15 protein-coding genes are annotated in these 16,500 nt (G+C 58.5%); 8 read left to right on the forward strand and 7 right to left on the reverse strand.

Features of this window, described 5'->3' with window-relative positions:
• Positions 1-11 precede the first annotated feature (11 nt).
• The 3 genes from ABJ076_RS19770 to ABJ076_RS19780 form a co-directional block, all read right to left on the reverse strand.
• The gene (locus ABJ076_RS19770; protein ID WP_348192841.1) at positions 12-332 is read right to left on the reverse strand and encodes a putative quinol monooxygenase; all 321 of its coding nucleotides are present in this window, start codon (positions 330-332) and stop codon (positions 12-14) included.
• Between the two features lie 5 nt (positions 333-337).
• On the reverse strand, positions 338-979 hold the full coding sequence (locus ABJ076_RS19775; RefSeq protein ID WP_348192843.1) for a LysE family translocator: 642 nt from the start codon (positions 977-979) through the stop codon (positions 338-340).
• A gap of 129 nt (positions 980-1,108) precedes the next feature.
• The gene (locus tag ABJ076_RS19780) at positions 1,109-1,906 is read right to left on the reverse strand and encodes a phytanoyl-CoA dioxygenase family protein (RefSeq protein WP_348192846.1); all 798 of its coding nucleotides are present in this window, start codon (positions 1,904-1,906) and stop codon (positions 1,109-1,111) included.
• 124 nt (positions 1,907-2,030) lie between these two features.
• Here ABJ076_RS19780 and rpe point away from each other — a divergent pair, with 124 nt between their 5' ends.
• The 4 genes from rpe to ABJ076_RS19800 all read left to right on the forward strand — a co-directional run bounded on the left by rpe (position 2,031) and on the right by ABJ076_RS19800 (position 7,459).
• A complete protein-coding gene (rpe, locus tag ABJ076_RS19785) occupies positions 2,031-2,696 on the forward strand; it encodes a ribulose-phosphate 3-epimerase (RefSeq protein WP_348192848.1) in 666 nt (221 codons plus the stop codon).
• Positions 2,697-2,723: 27 nt separating this feature from the next.
• Positions 2,724-4,346, forward strand: coding sequence for a heparinase II/III family protein (locus ABJ076_RS19790; RefSeq protein ID WP_348192850.1), 1,623 nt, complete (start codon positions 2,724-2,726; stop codon positions 4,344-4,346).
• A 45-nt stretch (positions 4,347-4,391) separates the two neighbouring features.
• Positions 4,392-5,417: a glycosyltransferase family 4 protein gene (locus ABJ076_RS19795; RefSeq protein ID WP_348192853.1), complete on the forward strand. Its 1,026-nt coding sequence runs from the start codon at positions 4,392-4,394 to the stop codon at positions 5,415-5,417.
• A 95-nt stretch (positions 5,418-5,512) separates the two neighbouring features.
• Positions 5,513-7,459: a nucleoside-diphosphate sugar epimerase/dehydratase gene (locus ABJ076_RS19800; protein ID WP_348192856.1), complete on the forward strand. Its 1,947-nt coding sequence runs from the start codon at positions 5,513-5,515 to the stop codon at positions 7,457-7,459.
• 23 nt (positions 7,460-7,482) lie between these two features.
• On the opposite strand, the gene ABJ076_RS19805 is transcribed toward ABJ076_RS19800, so the two are convergent.
• Positions 7,483-7,983: an AAA family ATPase gene (locus ABJ076_RS19805; RefSeq protein ID WP_348192858.1), complete on the reverse strand. Its 501-nt coding sequence runs from the start codon at positions 7,981-7,983 to the stop codon at positions 7,483-7,485.
• A 48-nt stretch (positions 7,984-8,031) separates the two neighbouring features.
• Complete coding sequence (locus ABJ076_RS19810; protein WP_348192861.1) at positions 8,032-8,775, reverse strand: helix-turn-helix domain-containing protein; 744 nt, start codon at positions 8,773-8,775, stop codon at positions 8,032-8,034.
• A gap of 328 nt (positions 8,776-9,103) precedes the next feature.
• Here ABJ076_RS19810 and pobA point away from each other — a divergent pair, with 328 nt between their 5' ends.
• On the forward strand, positions 9,104-10,279 hold the full coding sequence (gene pobA / locus ABJ076_RS19815; RefSeq protein ID WP_348192864.1) for a 4-hydroxybenzoate 3-monooxygenase: 1,176 nt from the start codon (positions 9,104-9,106) through the stop codon (positions 10,277-10,279).
• Positions 10,280-10,466: 187 nt separating this feature from the next.
• A complete protein-coding gene (locus ABJ076_RS19820) occupies positions 10,467-12,083 on the forward strand; it encodes a hypothetical protein (RefSeq protein ID WP_348192867.1) in 1,617 nt (538 codons plus the stop codon).
• An 11-nt stretch (positions 12,084-12,094) separates the two neighbouring features.
• Here the strand turns inward: ABJ076_RS19820 and bluB are convergent, their stop codons facing one another.
• The gene (gene bluB, locus ABJ076_RS19825) at positions 12,095-12,745 is read right to left on the reverse strand and encodes a 5,6-dimethylbenzimidazole synthase (RefSeq protein ID WP_348192870.1); all 651 of its coding nucleotides are present in this window, start codon (positions 12,743-12,745) and stop codon (positions 12,095-12,097) included.
• On the reverse strand, positions 12,742-14,169 hold the full coding sequence (locus ABJ076_RS19830; RefSeq protein ID WP_348192873.1) for a mannose-1-phosphate guanylyltransferase/mannose-6-phosphate isomerase: 1,428 nt from the start codon (positions 14,167-14,169) through the stop codon (positions 12,742-12,744). The genes bluB and ABJ076_RS19830 overlap by 4 nt, the downstream gene beginning before the upstream one ends.
• Positions 14,170-14,236: 67 nt before the next feature.
• On the opposite strand from ABJ076_RS19830, the gene ABJ076_RS19835 reads away from it, so the two are divergent.
• Positions 14,237-15,151 carry a ribokinase gene (locus ABJ076_RS19835; RefSeq protein WP_348192875.1) on the forward strand — a complete coding sequence of 305 codons (915 nt, stop codon included), beginning with the start codon at positions 14,237-14,239 and terminating at the stop codon, positions 15,149-15,151.
• A gap of 59 nt (positions 15,152-15,210) precedes the next feature.
• The gene (locus tag ABJ076_RS19840; RefSeq protein ID WP_348192878.1) at positions 15,211-16,482 is read left to right on the forward strand and encodes an amidohydrolase family protein; all 1,272 of its coding nucleotides are present in this window, start codon (positions 15,211-15,213) and stop codon (positions 16,480-16,482) included.
• Positions 16,483-16,500 lie beyond the last annotated feature (18 nt).

Below are 16,500 nucleotides of genomic sequence, written 5' to 3' on the forward strand. Positions count from 1 at the left end.
GGTCGGCAACTTTACATCGGGACGAATGGAATGCGCTGACGATGCGCCGCCAGTGCAACCAACTCGTCCACGACATTCAGAAAATGCGGCGCGTTATTGTGCGCCTCCCAGCCAGCTTTATCCACGTAGAGCTCGTAGATGAAGAATGATAACGGGTCGGTCGGTGAGCGGTAGGGCATGAAAAACTTCACGCCTGCTTCCGCCATCGTCGGCTCGATCAGCCCCTGCAGGATATCGGCAACGGCATCGCCCTGGCCTTCTTTGGCCACTATGTTGATCGCGACAACAAAACCCTCGTTGAGGTTTGCGGCTGCGGGATCTGTGTAAGCCATCGCGCTCAGCTCCGGCTTGTCAGCAGGCGAAGACCTGCGAGAGCAAAGAAAGTTCCGAGCACGCCCTGGATCACACGGCGGGATCTGCTGTAGATCCGGACCATGACTGGCGTTGAAAATGCCAGGGCATAGAGAACGTGAATAGCGATCGACATCACGAAGGTGCCGACCACAATCGCGATGCCGACCGAAAGTGGCGCGCCGTCCTGCAAGCCAATGGAGATAATCGCGATCCAGGCCAATGCTGCTTTCGGATTGGTCATCTGGATGATGTATCCACGCTTGAAATACCCCAAAGGGCGGTGCCGTTCGCCACTCAGCTCTTTCGCCTCAATATCGTGTGAGGATGCGGCGGATTTGAAGGATTTGTACGCAAGCCAAAGCAGGTAAGTACCGCCGAAGATCTTGATCACCAGAAGCGCCGATGCGTAGGCAGCCAAAATTGCCGATAGCCCGAATACGGTAAGCAAGGCCCATGTGAACGAGCCGCTTGCCACTCCCAGGGCCAGGGCAATTCCGGACGCTCTGCCCACACTCATTGATGTGCCGATCACCGCGAGGATGTTGGGTCCGGGGCTCGCAATTGCCAAAAGGAAGGCTGTGTAGGCGAGTAATATACCGGGAAAATATAAAGTGAGATCCGGCATGGTTTTCTCCATTTAAATTGAATAAATGTTCGCTAAATGTTCTCGCAATCCTAGGGCGGGGGAAATATCGTGTCAATCGCGTCATAGGGGCGAAGTGTTTAACGTTTTGTGTAACCGCGCGATGAGATTCTATCGGGCTTCATCGGCAGGTGATGTCTGTCTTTCAGGGAGCTCGATTGCTGAAACGGACGCCATCAATTCCGCCGCTCGCAAACCGGTGACGGATTCCCGAGCCTCTGTCACAAGCGGATAATCCGCTATGCCCCATTGCAGAACGAGATTGCGCCGCTGAAGCGTCGATGCGTTCGGGGCGCCGCCATGCAGGACGAGTGGATGGATCGCGACAATCGCACCGGGTGCGCATTCAGCCGTGACAAGTCGAGAATCGTTTTCTTCGATGTCGTTACCGGAAACGCCATCTATGTGTGAGCCGGTAAGGAAAGCCGTTGCCCCGCTGCCCGCCCGCATACCGTCGAGGCAGATCATGGTCCGGAGCATTTTTGGCTCTGCCGGGCACATGTATTTGTTCGGGAAATCCCGGTGCCAGCTTATGCCGCTGCCGATCTCCGGCGCTTTCGTAGTGATGTTGGCGAAATGCAGCACTATATCCGCTGTACCGAGTGCCTGCTCGACGATGCCGGTCAGCCGCGTATCGACGAAAAACCGCAACAGGGCTGGGTCGAACCGTGTTGGGTCACCAAGGATGAAGACCGCGTCTTGGCCGTCCGTCAGTTCCCGGCCGTCGCGTTTGCGGACCGGCTGAACCTTCTCGAAGACACACGCGGCTGAAAGTTCCGGCTCCTTTCCTCCGAGGGCGCGTCGGTGCAGGGCATCGACGGCTGCGCGCATTGCTGTGAGATCGTCGTCACCGAAGATTGGCTCCAAGACGGCAAAACCGTCACGTTCATAAATGCCAAAATCAATCATTTGCCGGTCTTTTCAGGACGTGTGGAAAGAATAGACTGGAAGCCTGTGCGTCAGATCACAAATGCGATCAGACTTCAGTGCCAGACTTCTTGTCCCCCGTCAGGCAACCTGTTAGGTGAAGGCCATGCAGAAGAACACACGAATAGCACCCTCCATCCTGGCGGCGGATTTCGCCCGGCTGGGAGCGGAAATCGAAGCCATCGACAAGGCTGGCGCCGACTATATTCACGTCGACGTCATGGACGGCCATTTCGTTCCGAACATCTCCTTCGGCCCGGCCGTGACCAAGGCTGTGCGTGGCAGTACGGCGAAGACGTTCGACGTGCATCTGATGATCTCGCCTGTCGATCCCTTCATCGAAGCCTTTGTTGATGCCGGTGCGGATATCATCACCGTGCATCCGGAGGCGGGTGCCCATACCCATCGCACGCTTCAGCTGATCAAATCCTTCGGCAAGAAGGCCGGGATCTCGCTCAACCCCGGCACGCCGGTCGAGGTCGTGGACAATCTGATCGACCTTTGCGACCTGATCCTGATCATGTCGGTGAACCCGGGCTTCGGCGGGCAGAAGTTCATCGACAGCCAATTGCGCAAGATTGAGGCGGTGCGGAAGAAGATCGACGCCACGGGCCGGACGATCGATCTCGAAGTCGATGGCGGGGTGACGATCGCGACGGCGCCGGGCTGTATCACCGCCGGCGCTGACGTGCTGGTTGCCGGTACCGCAGTCTTCAAGGGTGGGCCGGATGCCTATGCCGCGAATATAGCGGCCATTCGCGGTGATAGTTGAGTTTCTGCTGAGCCTTTGGGGGCGGGCATGCGGACATTAAAGGAACTCTATTTTGCCTCGCCGGTTTACCGCTGGCGCCTTGCCGCGAAACCGTTGCTCGGGCTCAAGGACCGGCTTTCCGACGATCTGCCGGGAAATACAGAGATTGCCCGTGCGATCCTTGATGGGCGCATGCCTTATATCGGCGGCAGCTTTGCCCTGGAAGCGGACCCCTGGATCAAGGAGCCGGGAGAGCCCGGTGCGCTGGAGCATCTGCACGGCTTTTCCTGGCTGCGCGATCTCCGCGATCTTGGCGGTGAGGCAGCGCGGCTGCGGGCACGCGATCTGGTCGATGGCTGGCTGACCCGGCACGACGAATGGGACGCTCTGCTCTGGCGCCCGGACATTCTCGGCGCGCGCCTGTCCTCCTGGATTGGCAATTACGACTTTTTTGGCGGCTCTGCCGATGATGATTTCCGCGCTGATTTCTTCCAGTCCATCGGCCGGCAATACAGGCACTTGGTTGGGGATATCGAGGCTTCAGCATCAGGCTCCCGGCGTCTGCTCGCGGCAAAAGGTCTCTTCGCCGCGATGGCGGTGATTGGCGAGAGCTCCGGAAAAATCTCCCAGGCTCTCCAGTGGCTGCATCGTGAGCTTGACCGGCAGATTGCAGCAGATGGAGGGCATGTATCCCGTTCGCCCGCCATACAGGTTTCCGTGCTCGCCGATCTGGTTGAGATCAGAAAGGCGTTGCGTCTGGCTGAGCATGCCGACGAAGCGCTTGACGAGCGCATTTCCATGATGACGGCAATGCTGCGTCTGCTCCGCCATGGCGATGGTGGGCTGGCCTTGTTCAATCATGCGACTGAAGGCGAGGTCTGGTTCATCGATAGCCTGATCGCCCAGGCTGAAACCAAGCGGAAGTCGCTGGCATCGGCGCCGGACAGCGGTTTTGAACGCCTCGTCGCCGGGCGTACCTGTTTGATCATGGACACGGGCAAGCCTTCGCCTGCCGATCATTCCGCCCATGCGGGTATGCTCTCGTTCGAGCTCAGTATCGGCAAGCAGCGGATGATTGTGAATTGCGGTGCAAGCCCGGCGGATCCGAAATGGGATGGCGCACTCCGTGCCACTGCGGCGCATTCGACGTTGATTGTGGATGACCGCAATGCGGCCGAGATCGAAGCGGACGGCATTACCGGTGCCCGCCCGTCGAACGTGCGGGCCGAGCGCTCGGAAAGTGACGGGGACTTGCTGATCGAGGCTGAGCATGACGGCTATCTGCCGACTCATGGCCTGAAGCATTTCCGCCGGGTTTATCTGTCCCATGGCGGAGACGATCTGCGCGTTGAGGACCGTCTGCTCTACACCGGCGATCCCGGCGACCTACCGAAGGAAGCCTGTATCCGGCTACATCTGCACCCGAAGGTCCGCACCTCCATCATCCAGAGCGGATCGGCCGCGCTTATCAGGCTCGGCAGCGGCTCAGGCTGGCGTTTGCGTTGCGATCGCGGGCTGGCACTGAACGAGAGTGTCTATTTCGGGCGGCGCGGTCAGTTCCAGCGTTGCGAGCAACTGGTGATCCGTGAGCCGCTTGACGATATCCGGGCGACCGGGGAAGTCACGATCCGTTGGGCTCTTCAGCGTGAAGACAGCAAGACGGTCGGCTGACAATCGGCTGGCCGTTGGGGCCGCCAGAAAGCTATAAGAGCGTCCATGCAACCGCTTACTGCCCTTATCATTTTCTGTGTTCTGTTTACTGTCTCGCTGTTGGGAACGCGCGCGCTGATCACTTTGTTGACGCGCCGCGCCGTGATCGACGTTCCGAACGAGCGCAGCAGCCACGTTGTGCCCAAGCCAAGGGGCGGAGGGATCGCCGTCGTTACTGTAATGCTTGTCGGCTGGATTGGCTGGCTGGCACTGCAGGGAAACCTCGACAGCAAGTCCATGCTGATTGCCGGATTGACCGCCGGCCTCGCCGTGCTCTCTTTCATCGATGATCTGAAAAATCTGCCGGCTCGTCTCCGGCTCTTGATACAGGCGGTGGCCGTCGCTGGCGGGTTGCTGGTGACGGTTCCGGATACGGGTTTCAGCAATGGTTTGGTCCCGGTCTGGGTCGAGCTTCCAATTGCGGGGTTCGCCTGGCTCTGGTTCGTCAATTTGTTCAACTTCATGGATGGTATAGACGGTATCACTGGGGTCGAGACGATCAGCATTGGCTGCGGTTTGCTTGGATTGTCCATGCTCGGCGGGATCGGTGCTTTCATCCAACTCCCGGCGCTGGCGATGGTTGCGGCGATTGCCGGTTTTCTGGTTTGGAACTGGCAGCCCTCGAAGATCTTCATTGGCGATGTGGCCTCGATTCCGCTCGGTTTTCTCGCCGGTTGGATGTTGCTTGAGACCGGCGCTGCAACGGGTGATCTTTCGGGTTGGGCTGCGGCTTTGCTGCTGCCGGGCTACTATCTGTTCGATGCGACTTTCACGCTTTTGAGGCGTGTGCTTCGGCGGGAAAACGTTTTCGAGGCGCACCGTCAACATTTCTATCAACAGGCAACGCAACGGGGTTTTAGCCATGCAGGTGCGTGTCTTGCTATTCTGGCGCTCAATATCATCCTGATTGTCCTGGCCCTTTTCGTAGCGCCAGCCTATCCGGTGTTCTCTGTGCTTGCAGGGCTGGGTGCGGTGATCTTGCTTTGCTTTCTCTTCCGTCGTGGCGGACAGAAGGCGGAGCAGTCGGCCTGAGTATGCATGTGGCTTGCCGGGGGGCAGACGTCCCGGCACAACTGGTTTAAGATCTTTAGCGTTTCGGGTCCGGTTGGGCGGGGAAGTTGAGAACGGTGACAATTTTCGGTTCTAAGCGCAGTTTTCTGACCTTCCTGCACGATGTCGGGATGGCCGCTTTGTCATTCCTGGTTTCTCTGACTCTGCGACTTGGTCAGGATATCCTGGTCTGGCCGCGCGAGGTTGTCGTCTTCGGGCTGCTGGCCTTTACCGGCGTTGCGGCAGTTGTGTTCTTCTCCATGCGCCTCGACCGGACGGTCTGGCGCTATGCCTCGATGAGCGATCTCAGTCGGATTGTTCGAGCGGTGGTTGTTTGTATCGCTCTGTTCTTGATCGTTCAGTTTCTCGCTACACGGCTGGACGATTTCCCGCGTTCGTTTCTGATTATTGAGTTTTTCGTCTTGACGCTGCTGCTTGCCGGACCGCGTTTCGCCTATCGGCTGGTGAAGGATGGTGCTTTCTCCAGTCTGTTTGAGCGAAACGCAGCGGACCGGGTGCCGGTGCTGCTGATCGGTGCCGGGGATGGCTGTGATGCGTTCATTCGTGAAATGGGCCGCGAGAAGGACGCGCCTTACCGGGTTGTCGGGATTGTTGACGACCTTGGCGGTCGTGTGGGCCGTATGATCCGCGGTATACCGGTGCTGGGCACGTTGGATGAGCTTGAAGAAGCCGTGGCCGACCTGCGCAAACGGGACACCGCACCGCAACGCCTTGTCATCACCCGGCAGTCTATCGAAGGCGCCGTCGTTCGCGATCTGCTGGAGAGGGCGAACGCCCTTGGTCTCGCTGTAGGCCGAATGCCGAAAATAGCGTCGTTGGAAGGCGCTGACGGACCAGAGGATACCGTGCGGTCTGTCAGTGTGGAAGACCTGCTTGGACGGCCTCAGAATGTACTGGACCGCAAGGGTGTATCCGATCTGATCGGTGGCCGGAAAGTAATGGTCACCGGGGCTGGCGGAACCATTGGCGGCGAGCTTTCGCGTCAGATCGCCGCCCTCGGGCCGTCGGAGTTGGCTTTGCTCGATGCCGGTGAATTCCAGCTCTATCAGATTGATCTGGAAATCTCTGAAAAGTTCCCGGGTCTGCCGCGCAAGGCGTTGCTCGCAGACGTCCGAGATGCCCAATCAGTCGATGAACGGATCGCCACCTTCGCGCCGGATATTGTTTTTCATGCGGCCGCGTTGAAGCATGTGCCGCTGGTCGAGGCGAACCCGACCGATGGTGTGATGACGAATGTTATTGGCACACGCAATGTCGCGGATGCCGTGGCGCGGCATGGCGTTGGAGAGATGGTGCTGATCTCCACGGACAAGGCGGTGAATCCGACCAATGTCATGGGGGCGACCAAGAGGACGGCCGAGGCTTATTGTCAGGCCAAGGACCGGGAAGAGGCGCGCCTGGGCGGCCCGCGCTATGTCACCGTCCGGTTCGGCAACGTTCTGGGCTCGACAGGATCGGTCATTCCACTGTTCAAACGCCAGTTGGCCCGAGGCGGCCCGTTGACCGTTACTCATCCAGACATGACCCGCTATTTCATGACCGTGAGGGAAGCGGTGGAATTGGTGCTGCAGGCGGCAGCCATGGATGCGGGCGCGAACGCCGAGACCAGGGAAAGTGGCGCGATTTGCGTGCTCGATATGGGAGAGCCGGTGAAGATCGCTGATCTGGCGACGCAGATGATCCGTTTGTCCGGTCTTACCCCCGGTATCGATGTCGAGATCATCTATACGGGGCCGCGGCCGGGCGAGAAGCTTTTCGAAGAACTTTTCCACGACGCCGAGGCCCTGATCGCAACAGAGATCGAAGGCATTCACCGTGCGTCTCCACGTACCGCCGATCTGGCGGTGTTGTCGCGGGTGCTCGACGAGATCGAGGCGAGCGGCAGGGAACGCAATGGCGATCAGGTGCTTGGGTTGCTGGCCCGGCTGGTGCCCGAGTTCTGTGGCCAGACAGGTGGCGTTGCCGAGCAGCGGGAAGCCCGGGCGGCAGAAAGTCCGGCCTAGGGAATTTAGTGAGGCAGCCGTGATTATTTGAGGTTTCGGATAATTTCGTGTGCCGCTTGTTCCGCTGAGAGCTTTGCTGTGTCGATCCGGATATCTGCATCAGTCCAGGGGTGGTAATCCCGCGCCATCACCTTTTGCCAGTCAGGCAGGGCCTTACCTGGAATGTCGGCATGGCGCGTTTCGACGCGGTGGCGATGCTCGGTTTGATTGGAACAGTAAAGCTCAATACCGAAAAAGGCGCTCTTGGCTTTGCGAGCGGCATCTTGGAAGATATCTCTCGTCAGCTGCCATGGATTGACGCAATCGATGACGGAGCTCAGTCCGAGACCGAGATTTGAGACCGCGAGCGCGGCAGCGATCTGATAACCGGCAGGGCCGATATCCCGTTCTGGATCGTCTATCATCAGGACCCCTTCGATCTCATCAACGCGAAGATAGAGGATGCCCTGCTGCCGAGCGAAGTGCCGTGCAACCGTCGTCTTGCCGACGCCGGGCAGGCCGGCAAAAGAGATCAGAGTATGCATGCCGAAAGTCTTACAGGTCCCTCCAGTGTCTCTCAAGGGAGAGCGAGTTCAGAGCGCTGCAGTATCGGGTTCTGGTGTGGCCGTCAGATAGGATTTGTGTTGCTTTCGGAATTGGGTTGGCGTCAGGCCGGTTCCGCTTGCGAAGAAACGGCTGAAGTAAGCTTGGTCCTCAAACCCGAGGCCATAGGCGACTTCCGCGACGGATCGAGCTGTGTAGAGCAAGTCACGCTGCGCTTCTAGCAGGGTCCGCTGTTTTAGTATTTCGAGAGGCGTGCGCCCGGAGCGCGCCTGTGTTGCCCGGCGGAGCGTGCGCTCGGATGTTGCCAGGCGTTCCGCGTAATCGGTAATTGTGAGCTGCTCCCTAAAGCACTCTTCCACCAATGTCCGAAAGCGCTCGAACAGATTGTCCGGCACGGTAGGGTCGTTTTTGGCCTCTCTGGCGCTTTCCGTAAGGCGGATGAACAGGCCGAGGATGCGGAGCAGGTCGGCTGCTACCAGGGCATGCTTGCCCGCTTGCTCTCTCCGGCTTTCGAAGAGCACCCGTTCGCAGGCAAGCCGGATTTCTTCAACCATTTCCTGGTCGTTGGCAAGCGGCACAATCGCTGACGTTCGAATGGCGTCCCGCGCCGCAGCATCGTCGGCATGCCCGACCAACTCGGTCAGATAGGCCTCCGCGACTGTCAGGACATAGCCCTCCGTGTCAGGCCGGAAGACATAGCCATGAATGGCGTTTGGGGTAACGGCTGTTAAGGCGGGCGCGATGAGGCGTGCCGTGGTGCTTTCTAGCTGCATGTCAGCAGCGCCAGCGGTGAGGAGCAGGAATTGGAAGAGTTCCGGATGTCGGTGTGGCCGGATTGTCCAATCATTTTCCCGACTGCGCATGGGGATGGTTTCAATATGCAGGAATCTCGGCTCTACGATTCCATCGCCATCCAAATACAAGTTGAAGGAAGGAATGGTGTTCATAATAAAATGATCGATTTCTGTTGCTCGGAGTTTCTAGGGGTTTTCTTCTAATAAAGATCAGTTTGGCCGGAAAATGCAATTTTCTGTCCTGAACCTCTCTTAGCACCCCCCTGTTTGCCGGGTAAAATTGAAGGTAAATCGGAGTATCCAGAAAATGAAAACTCAAGTCGCCATCATCGGAGCTGGGCCCGCTGGCCTTCTGCTGGCTCAACTTCTGCGCCAGAACGCCATCGAATGCGTCATTGTTGAGGCGCGCTCCGAAGAGTATGTGCTGAGCCGGATCCGTGCGGGCGTGCTTGAGCATCCGACTGTTGAGCTGTTGCACTCCATCGGCGCCGGAGAACGGCTCGGCCAGGTAGGACTGCCTCACGAAGGTGTGGATATTGTGTTTCGTGGTGAGAAGCGCCGGATTGATTTTCCCTCTCTCACCGATGGCAAGAAAGTGACGGTCTACGGCCAGCAGGAAGTTGTGAAAGACCTGATTGCGCTGAAGAAGGATTTCGACGGACAGATCCTGTTCGAGGCCGAGAATGCCCGACTGCACGATGTCGAGAGCGATAACCCATCGGTGAGCTTCACCCGGCATGGTGAGGATGTCGTGCTGACCTGCGATTTCATTGCCGGCTGCGACGGCTTTCACGGGGTGTCCCGCCAGACCATTCCGCAGGACCGCCTGAAACTGTTCGAGAAAATCTATCCTTTTGCCTGGCTCGGCCTACTGGCGGAGGCGCCGCCGGCTCAGGATGAGCTGATCTATTCCTATCATAAGAACGGCTTCGCTCTGTTCAGCATGCGCTCGCCGGAGGTGACGCGGCTCTATCTGCAATGCCACCCGGAAGAGAACCTTGATGAATGGCCGGATGAACGTGTCTGGAGTGAACTTCACACTCGGCTGGAGTCCGGAGACGGCTTCCGCCTGAACGAAGGAAAGATCCTGCGCAAGGATGTAACCCCGATGCGGAGTTTCGTCTGCGAGACCATGCGCCATGGCCGTTTGTTTCTTGCCGGAGATGCCGCGCATATCGTACCGCCGACAGGCGCAAAAGGGCTTAATCTTGCAGCAGGTGACGTGAAAGTATTGAACGATGCGCTTGTGGCCTTTTTCAAGCGTGGCTCAGGCGACCTGCTTGATGCCTATGAAGCCACTGCACTCAAACGTGTCTGGGCGGCGCAACGGTTTTCCTGGTCAATGACGCGGCTGCTGCACAAGTTCCCGGACAGTGAGCCGTTTGATGAAGCCATCCAGATCGCGGATCTTGATTATTTTACCGGCACGGAAGCCGGCAGGAAGACCATCGCGGAGAATTATGTAGGCCTTCCGATCGGGTGATGACATTCGACAATAAAGAACGGTCTAACCAGTTGGCGCGCATTTGATGCTGCCCTTGAGAGTCGGGCGGATGTGGTTCAGCCGGGCGTAGTTAGCAGCTCCGCGCCCAAGGTTCATAAAGACTTAGCTTCACTGTCCTACATCAGGCAAGGTGCTGGGATTAACCGAAGCAAGCGCGGCGATGCACATGAGAACGACTTGGCTGCATGAGGTCATCATCGGGCTGTTGGAACAGATGCGCTGGTCTTATCTGCCACCCCTCATGGTCTATTTTGCCTACGGCATCTCCGGACTGACCGGGATCGTCGGCACGTTCTTCGTCAAGGAATACCTCGACCTTTCTGCTGAATTTCTGGCGGCTCTAGGCTTCTGGGTTGGCATCCCATGGGCATTGAAAATGCCCGTAGGCCACCTCGTCGATATCATCTGGAAATGGAAGGCGGTTCTCGTCTATCTCGGCGCGCTGTTAGTCTCGGCCAGCTTGCTGATCATGTATGGCCTCATCGCGCACACTGCCGCCATGACAGCTGTTATGCCTGCAGCGGCCTGGTTCGTGCTGAGCGCGCTGCTATCACCGACTGGATACATCCTGCAGGACGCTGTTGCCGACGCGATGACCGTGGAAGCCGTTCCGGCTCTGGACGAGCATGGAGAACCATTCGCGGAAGATGACATCAAGGCCATGCATACCACCATGCAGATGCTTGGCCGATTTACGCTGATCGCGGGGATCGCGGTTGTTTCGGTGGTGAACATCACGATGTTCGACGGCGTTGAATCCATGAACGCGGCGGAGAAAGTGGCTATCTATGCGGATATCTACCTGCTGGCGCTTGGCGTCCCGGTGATATCCGTCGTTGGTGTTGTCTTTGGCGGGATCATGTTGGGCCGGCGGGCACGCGAATTGATCGCAACGGGTCTGCCGCCATCCGAAGTTGACTCGATGCTGTTCCGACCGGACGGAGAAGCGGATCCGAACTGGTGGGTTCTCGGCGGAAGTCTCGCATTTGTTTTTTTCACAATCAGTGTTGGTCTGAGCGGTTTCGGATATTCGGAGGAACTCGTTTTCGCCGGGTCGATGGCGATTGTCTGCTTCCTGATATCTCGCCTCCTGCCAGAGCTTGAACCGTCTCAGCAGCTCGCGCTTGTCGGCACCGCAATCATTGTTTTTGTCTTCCGGGCGATTCCCTCGCCGGGAGCGGGATCGGCCTGGTTCAGTATCGACGAGCTGGGATTCGATCAGCAGTTCTTCTCAGTTCTGACGCTGATCGGCGCAAGTCTGGCCATGGTCGGAATGGTGGTTCTGCGGCCGCTCATGGCGACACGGTCAATTGCCTATATCGTTGTGTTGCTTTCCGTTTTTGCCGGTGTTCTTTCCTTGCCGGACATCGCGCTCTATTACGGTATCCATGAATGGACCGCTCCGTTGACCGGCGGGGTCGTGGATGCCCGGTTTATTGCCCTGATCGACACGGCGATTGAATCGCCGCTTGGTCAGGTTTCACTGATCCCCGTGCTTGCTTGGATCGCCAATACTGCCCCGGTCCATCTGAAGGCAACTTTCTTCGCGATTATGACGTCGTTCATCAATCTCGGCCTCTCGGCCGGAGCTCTCGGCACGAAGTACCTGAACCAGATTTTTCTGGTCACGCGCGAGGTGAAAGACATGGCTACTGGAGAAGTTCAGGTCCAGGCTGATTACAGCGAGCTCGGGATGCTGCTCATCACAGTCGCTCTTCTGACTTTGTGCCTTCCCGTGATTATCGTCGCGGTAATCCAGTCCACGCGTTTCCGGACACACTAGGCTGCAGGTCATCAACGTCGAAGGATGGTTTTGCTCTCTGCCGCTTTCTCTTCCCAGCCAACCTGTTCCAGTTTCGGCCGTTCCGACTCTTCCGCCGGATAGCCGACACAAAGGTATGCTGTAAGAGACCAGTTTTCCGGCACATTCAGCGCCTCGGTTACGCGAGCCGGGTCTAGGATCGACAGCCAGCCAGCGCCGATACCCTCCGCGCGGGCGGCGAGCCAGAAGGTGTGGATGGCATTCACTGTCGAGTAATCCAGCATTTCCGGCATGGTTTGCCTGCCCAGCCCTAGACCGCGCGGGGTTCCATGGTCGGTGAAGACGGCGAGCTGTTCTGGCGCCTGATCCAGTCCGGCCAGTTTCAGGCGGGCATAGAGCTGCTTTCGCTCGCCGTCATAGCCTTCGAGAGCGTCTCTGTTCGCATCCTCGAAAGCGGTTCGGATGACCTTCCTGCGTTCCGGATCGGAGACGGTGACAAAGCGCCAGGGCTGGCTATAGCCAACAGATGGGGCGAGCGAAGCGATCTCCACAAGCTGCTCTATTGAGCCTTCAGGCAACGGATCAGATCGGAATGTTCTGACATCCCGGCGCCAGCGCAGCAGTTGTTCGAACTGCGTCCTGAACGCGGCATTGAACTCCGGAGCCGTGCCGTCGACGGTCATCGTCCGTACTGATCGTCGAAACGCTCGATATCGTCTTCGCCGAGATAGGAGCCGGATTGAACCTCGACGATGATCAGCGGCTCGCCGGTCGGGTTTTCAAGCCGATGAATCCAGCCAAGAGGTATGTCGACGGATTGATCGGCATCGAGATGAATCACATCCAACCGGTCCATCGTCGGTCCACGGGTAACCCGGGCATTGCCGGAGATCACCGTCCAGTGCTCGGCGCGGTGTTTATGGCTTTGCAGGGAGAGACGGCCGCCTGGGGTCACGGTGATCCGTTTCACCTGATATCCGTCGCCACTGTCGATGTTACGGTAGTTGCCCCAGGGCCGATGTGTTGTCGCATGACTGATTGCTTCCGGCCGTCCTGCTTTTTTCAACGCCTCGACCGCTAGCTTGACGTCCTGGTCAGCTTCTTTTGAGGCGACTAGCACAGCATCGGCGGATTCAACCACGATCAGGTCCTCACCACCAATTACCGTAACGAGCCGGGTTTCGGCGCGTACCAGCGTGTTCCGCGTGTTGTGCAGCCAGACATCGCCCTGTACGGCATTTCCGTCCACGTCCTTTTCCTGCACAGCCCATAACGCGCTCCAGGAGCCGACATCGGACCAACCGGCGTCGAGCGGCACGACGGCGCCGAGGGCGGTTTTCTCCATCACCGCGTAGTCGATCGAGATAGAGGGCGCTGTGCTGAAGGCGTCTGCGTCGAGCCGGCGGAAGTCTAGGTCGGAATGACCTTTGTCTAGCGCTGCTTCCGCCGCCTTTAGGATGTCCGGCGCCAAGCGCTTCAATTCTGCGAGGAAGTCGGTGGCGCGGAACAGGAAGGTACCACTGTTCCAGTAATAGTCTCCGGAAGCGAGATACGTTTCCGCTGTCTCAAGGTCCGGCTTCTCAACAAATCCTTCTATGGCATAACAGCTTTCCATACCGTCCAGCGCGCCATTGCGTCTTATATAGCCGTAGCCTGTTTCCGGCCGGTCGGGCGTGATGCCGAAAGTGACCATCTGGCCGGCGCGGGCCGCTAAAGCACCGGTTTCGACAGCAGCCCGGAATACGTCCGGCCGCTCGATCCTATGATCGGACGCAAGCAGCAATACCAGGCCTTCTGGATCGACGCTTTGCACATGCAGGGCGGCAACAGCGGCTGCTGGTGCCGAATTCCGGCCCACCGGCTCCAGCATGATGGCGGAGGGTTTGATGCCCGCGCTCTGCAACTGTTCAGCCACGGCGAAGCGATGCTCGGCATTACAGATCACGGATGTCGGGCCGAATCTCGCACTTTCAGGAAAGCGAAGAGCGGTTTCCTGCAGCATTGTCTTGTCGGACAGCATAGGCAGCAGCTGCTTTGGGTAGAGCGCCCGTGAAACGGGCCAGAGCCGTGTGCCGGAGCCACCAGAAAGAATGACGGGATAAATCATGTGCAAACTTCGCAATTTCTGTATCTAGAGAGGCTTACTAACATTCAGCACCGTACGGAAGCAGATCATGATCGTCGTGTTCGGGTCTATAAACGCCGACCTGTTCTTTTCCTTTGCCAAATTACCCCGGCGCGGAGAAACCGTGCTGACAGACAGCTTTACCTTTTGTCCGGGCGGCAAGGGCGCGAATCAGGCCGCTGCCGCTGCCCGGGACGGTGCCGCTGTCAACTTTGTTGGCGCCGTTGGGCAGGATGCAAACGCGGCCTCCTGTCTGGACGCACTCGAAGATGCCGGTGTGAATATTTCCGGCGTACGCACGGTCGAAGGTGTTACCGGCGCTGCGGTCATATCGGTCGAGGAAAGCGGGGAGAATCAGATCCTCGTTGCCAGTGGTGCCAATATGAAGGCCTCTTCGGACTGGTTGGCCGACGAACTGCTGAGTGAGGGAACGACTTTGCTTCTGCAAATGGAATTGCCCCAGGCGGATACCGAAGAGGCAATCAGGCGAGCCCGCATGCGGGGATGCAGGATAATTCTAAACGATGCCCCGCTCGGTCCACTCTCCCCATCGGCCATTGCTGATGTGGATATTTTGATCGCCAACGAGGAAGAAGCAATGGGCTTGCTTGGGACGAGCGCCGGACTTGAGAATGACGATCTCGCCCGTGGCCTCGCCGGGCTTTGCCGGGGCACTGGAATTGTGACCATCGGAGCGCAAGGCGTGGTCGTCGCATCGGAAGGGCAGTGTTTCCACGTGCCTGCGCTACCTATTCAGCCGGTCGACACGGTGGGCGCCGGCGATACGTTCTGCGGCGTTCTTGCAGCCTCTCTGGATCGAGAGGAAAGCTTGCTGGACGCTGCGCGGCGGGCGGCGGCTGCCAGCGGTGTTATCTGCACCTTGCCAGGAGCCCAGTCTCCGGAGTTGAATGAAGCACGGATCAACGCGGCTCTGTCCGACCTGCCTTCCGTATTACACGTTTAATGACGACAGTACTCGCTACGAACGAATAACGGACCCTCCGGGGCCGGTGAGGATCAATCATGGCTACTGAAACCCTTTATGAGGGCGGTGCAATTCTCGACGGAGAGGGTGCCAATCTCGAAAATCAAGGCGTGATGGTGCGTGACGGCAGGATTGCCGAGGTGGCGCCTCGTGACCGCTTTCAGGGTTTTGCCGGGCCTAGGGTTGATTTCGCCGGCGGCACGTTGCTTCCGGGCCTGGTCGATTGCCATGTCCATCTCTGCATGGGCGGCGAGGGCAACCCGGTCTCGGTTCAGTCGATGATGACGCCGGGCCAGATCACCATGGCAGCCTACAAGCACGCGCAGACGTCGCTGATGGGCGGCATCACCGCTCTGCGCGACTGCGGTGGCAAAGACTATCTGGAACTCGCTGTGCGTGATGCCTGCAACAGCGGTGCCCAGATCGGGCCGAGCATTCTTTGTTCTGGCAAGATCATCTGCATGACCGGTGGCCACGGCAACCGTAACGGCCGTGTTGCAGACGGGCCGGGCGAGGTCATCAAGGCGGTGCGTGAGCAGATCCATGCCGGCTCGGACCTGATCAAGCTGATGGCGACGGGCGGCGTGATGACACCGGGTGTCAGCCCGGAAGACGCGCATTTCACGGCAGAGGAAATGGCCGCCGGAGTGGCCGAAGGCAGGCGCTTCCAAAAGCGCACGGCCAGCCATGCCCAGGGCGGGCTCGGTATCCTGAACGCGGTGCGTGCGGGCGTTGCCTCCATTGAGCATGGCATCTTCATGGACGAGCAGTGCCTGACCGAAATGCTGGAAGCAGGAACCTATCTGGTGCCGACCCTTGCCGCAGTGAAGAACATCGTCTCCAACAAGGATAACGGCATCCCGGCTCAGGCCGTTGAAAAGGCCATCCGGGTCGAGGAACGGCACATCCAGTCGATCCAGATGTTCTACAAGGCGGGCGGCAAGATCGCCATGGGCACCGATGCGGGCACGCCGTTCAACAAGCACGGCAAGAACGCGCTGGAGCTGCGCTACATGGTCGATATCGGGGTGTCGCCAATGGACGCGATCATCTTCTCTACCCGCAACGGCATCGACCTGATGGGGCTGGAAGAACGCGGTACCATTGCAGTGGGCAATCACGCCGATCTTCTGATCGTGGATGGTGATCCGTTGGCGGATATCGACCGGGTTGCGGATCGGAAGAACCATCGTATGGTGGTGAAGAACGGCGTTCCGGCCCGGATCAGGACTGACTCCACCGAGCACGAGACACGCAGCCCTGCGGACAATGTGCTCCGCTTTGCTACAGCCGCTAACGCGGCTTTTTGATCTGAACTTGGGCCGCTA

The sequence above is a fragment of the Nisaea sp. genome, assembly GCF_039990255.1.
GTDB lineage: Bacteria > Pseudomonadota > Alphaproteobacteria > Thalassobaculales > Thalassobaculaceae > Nisaea.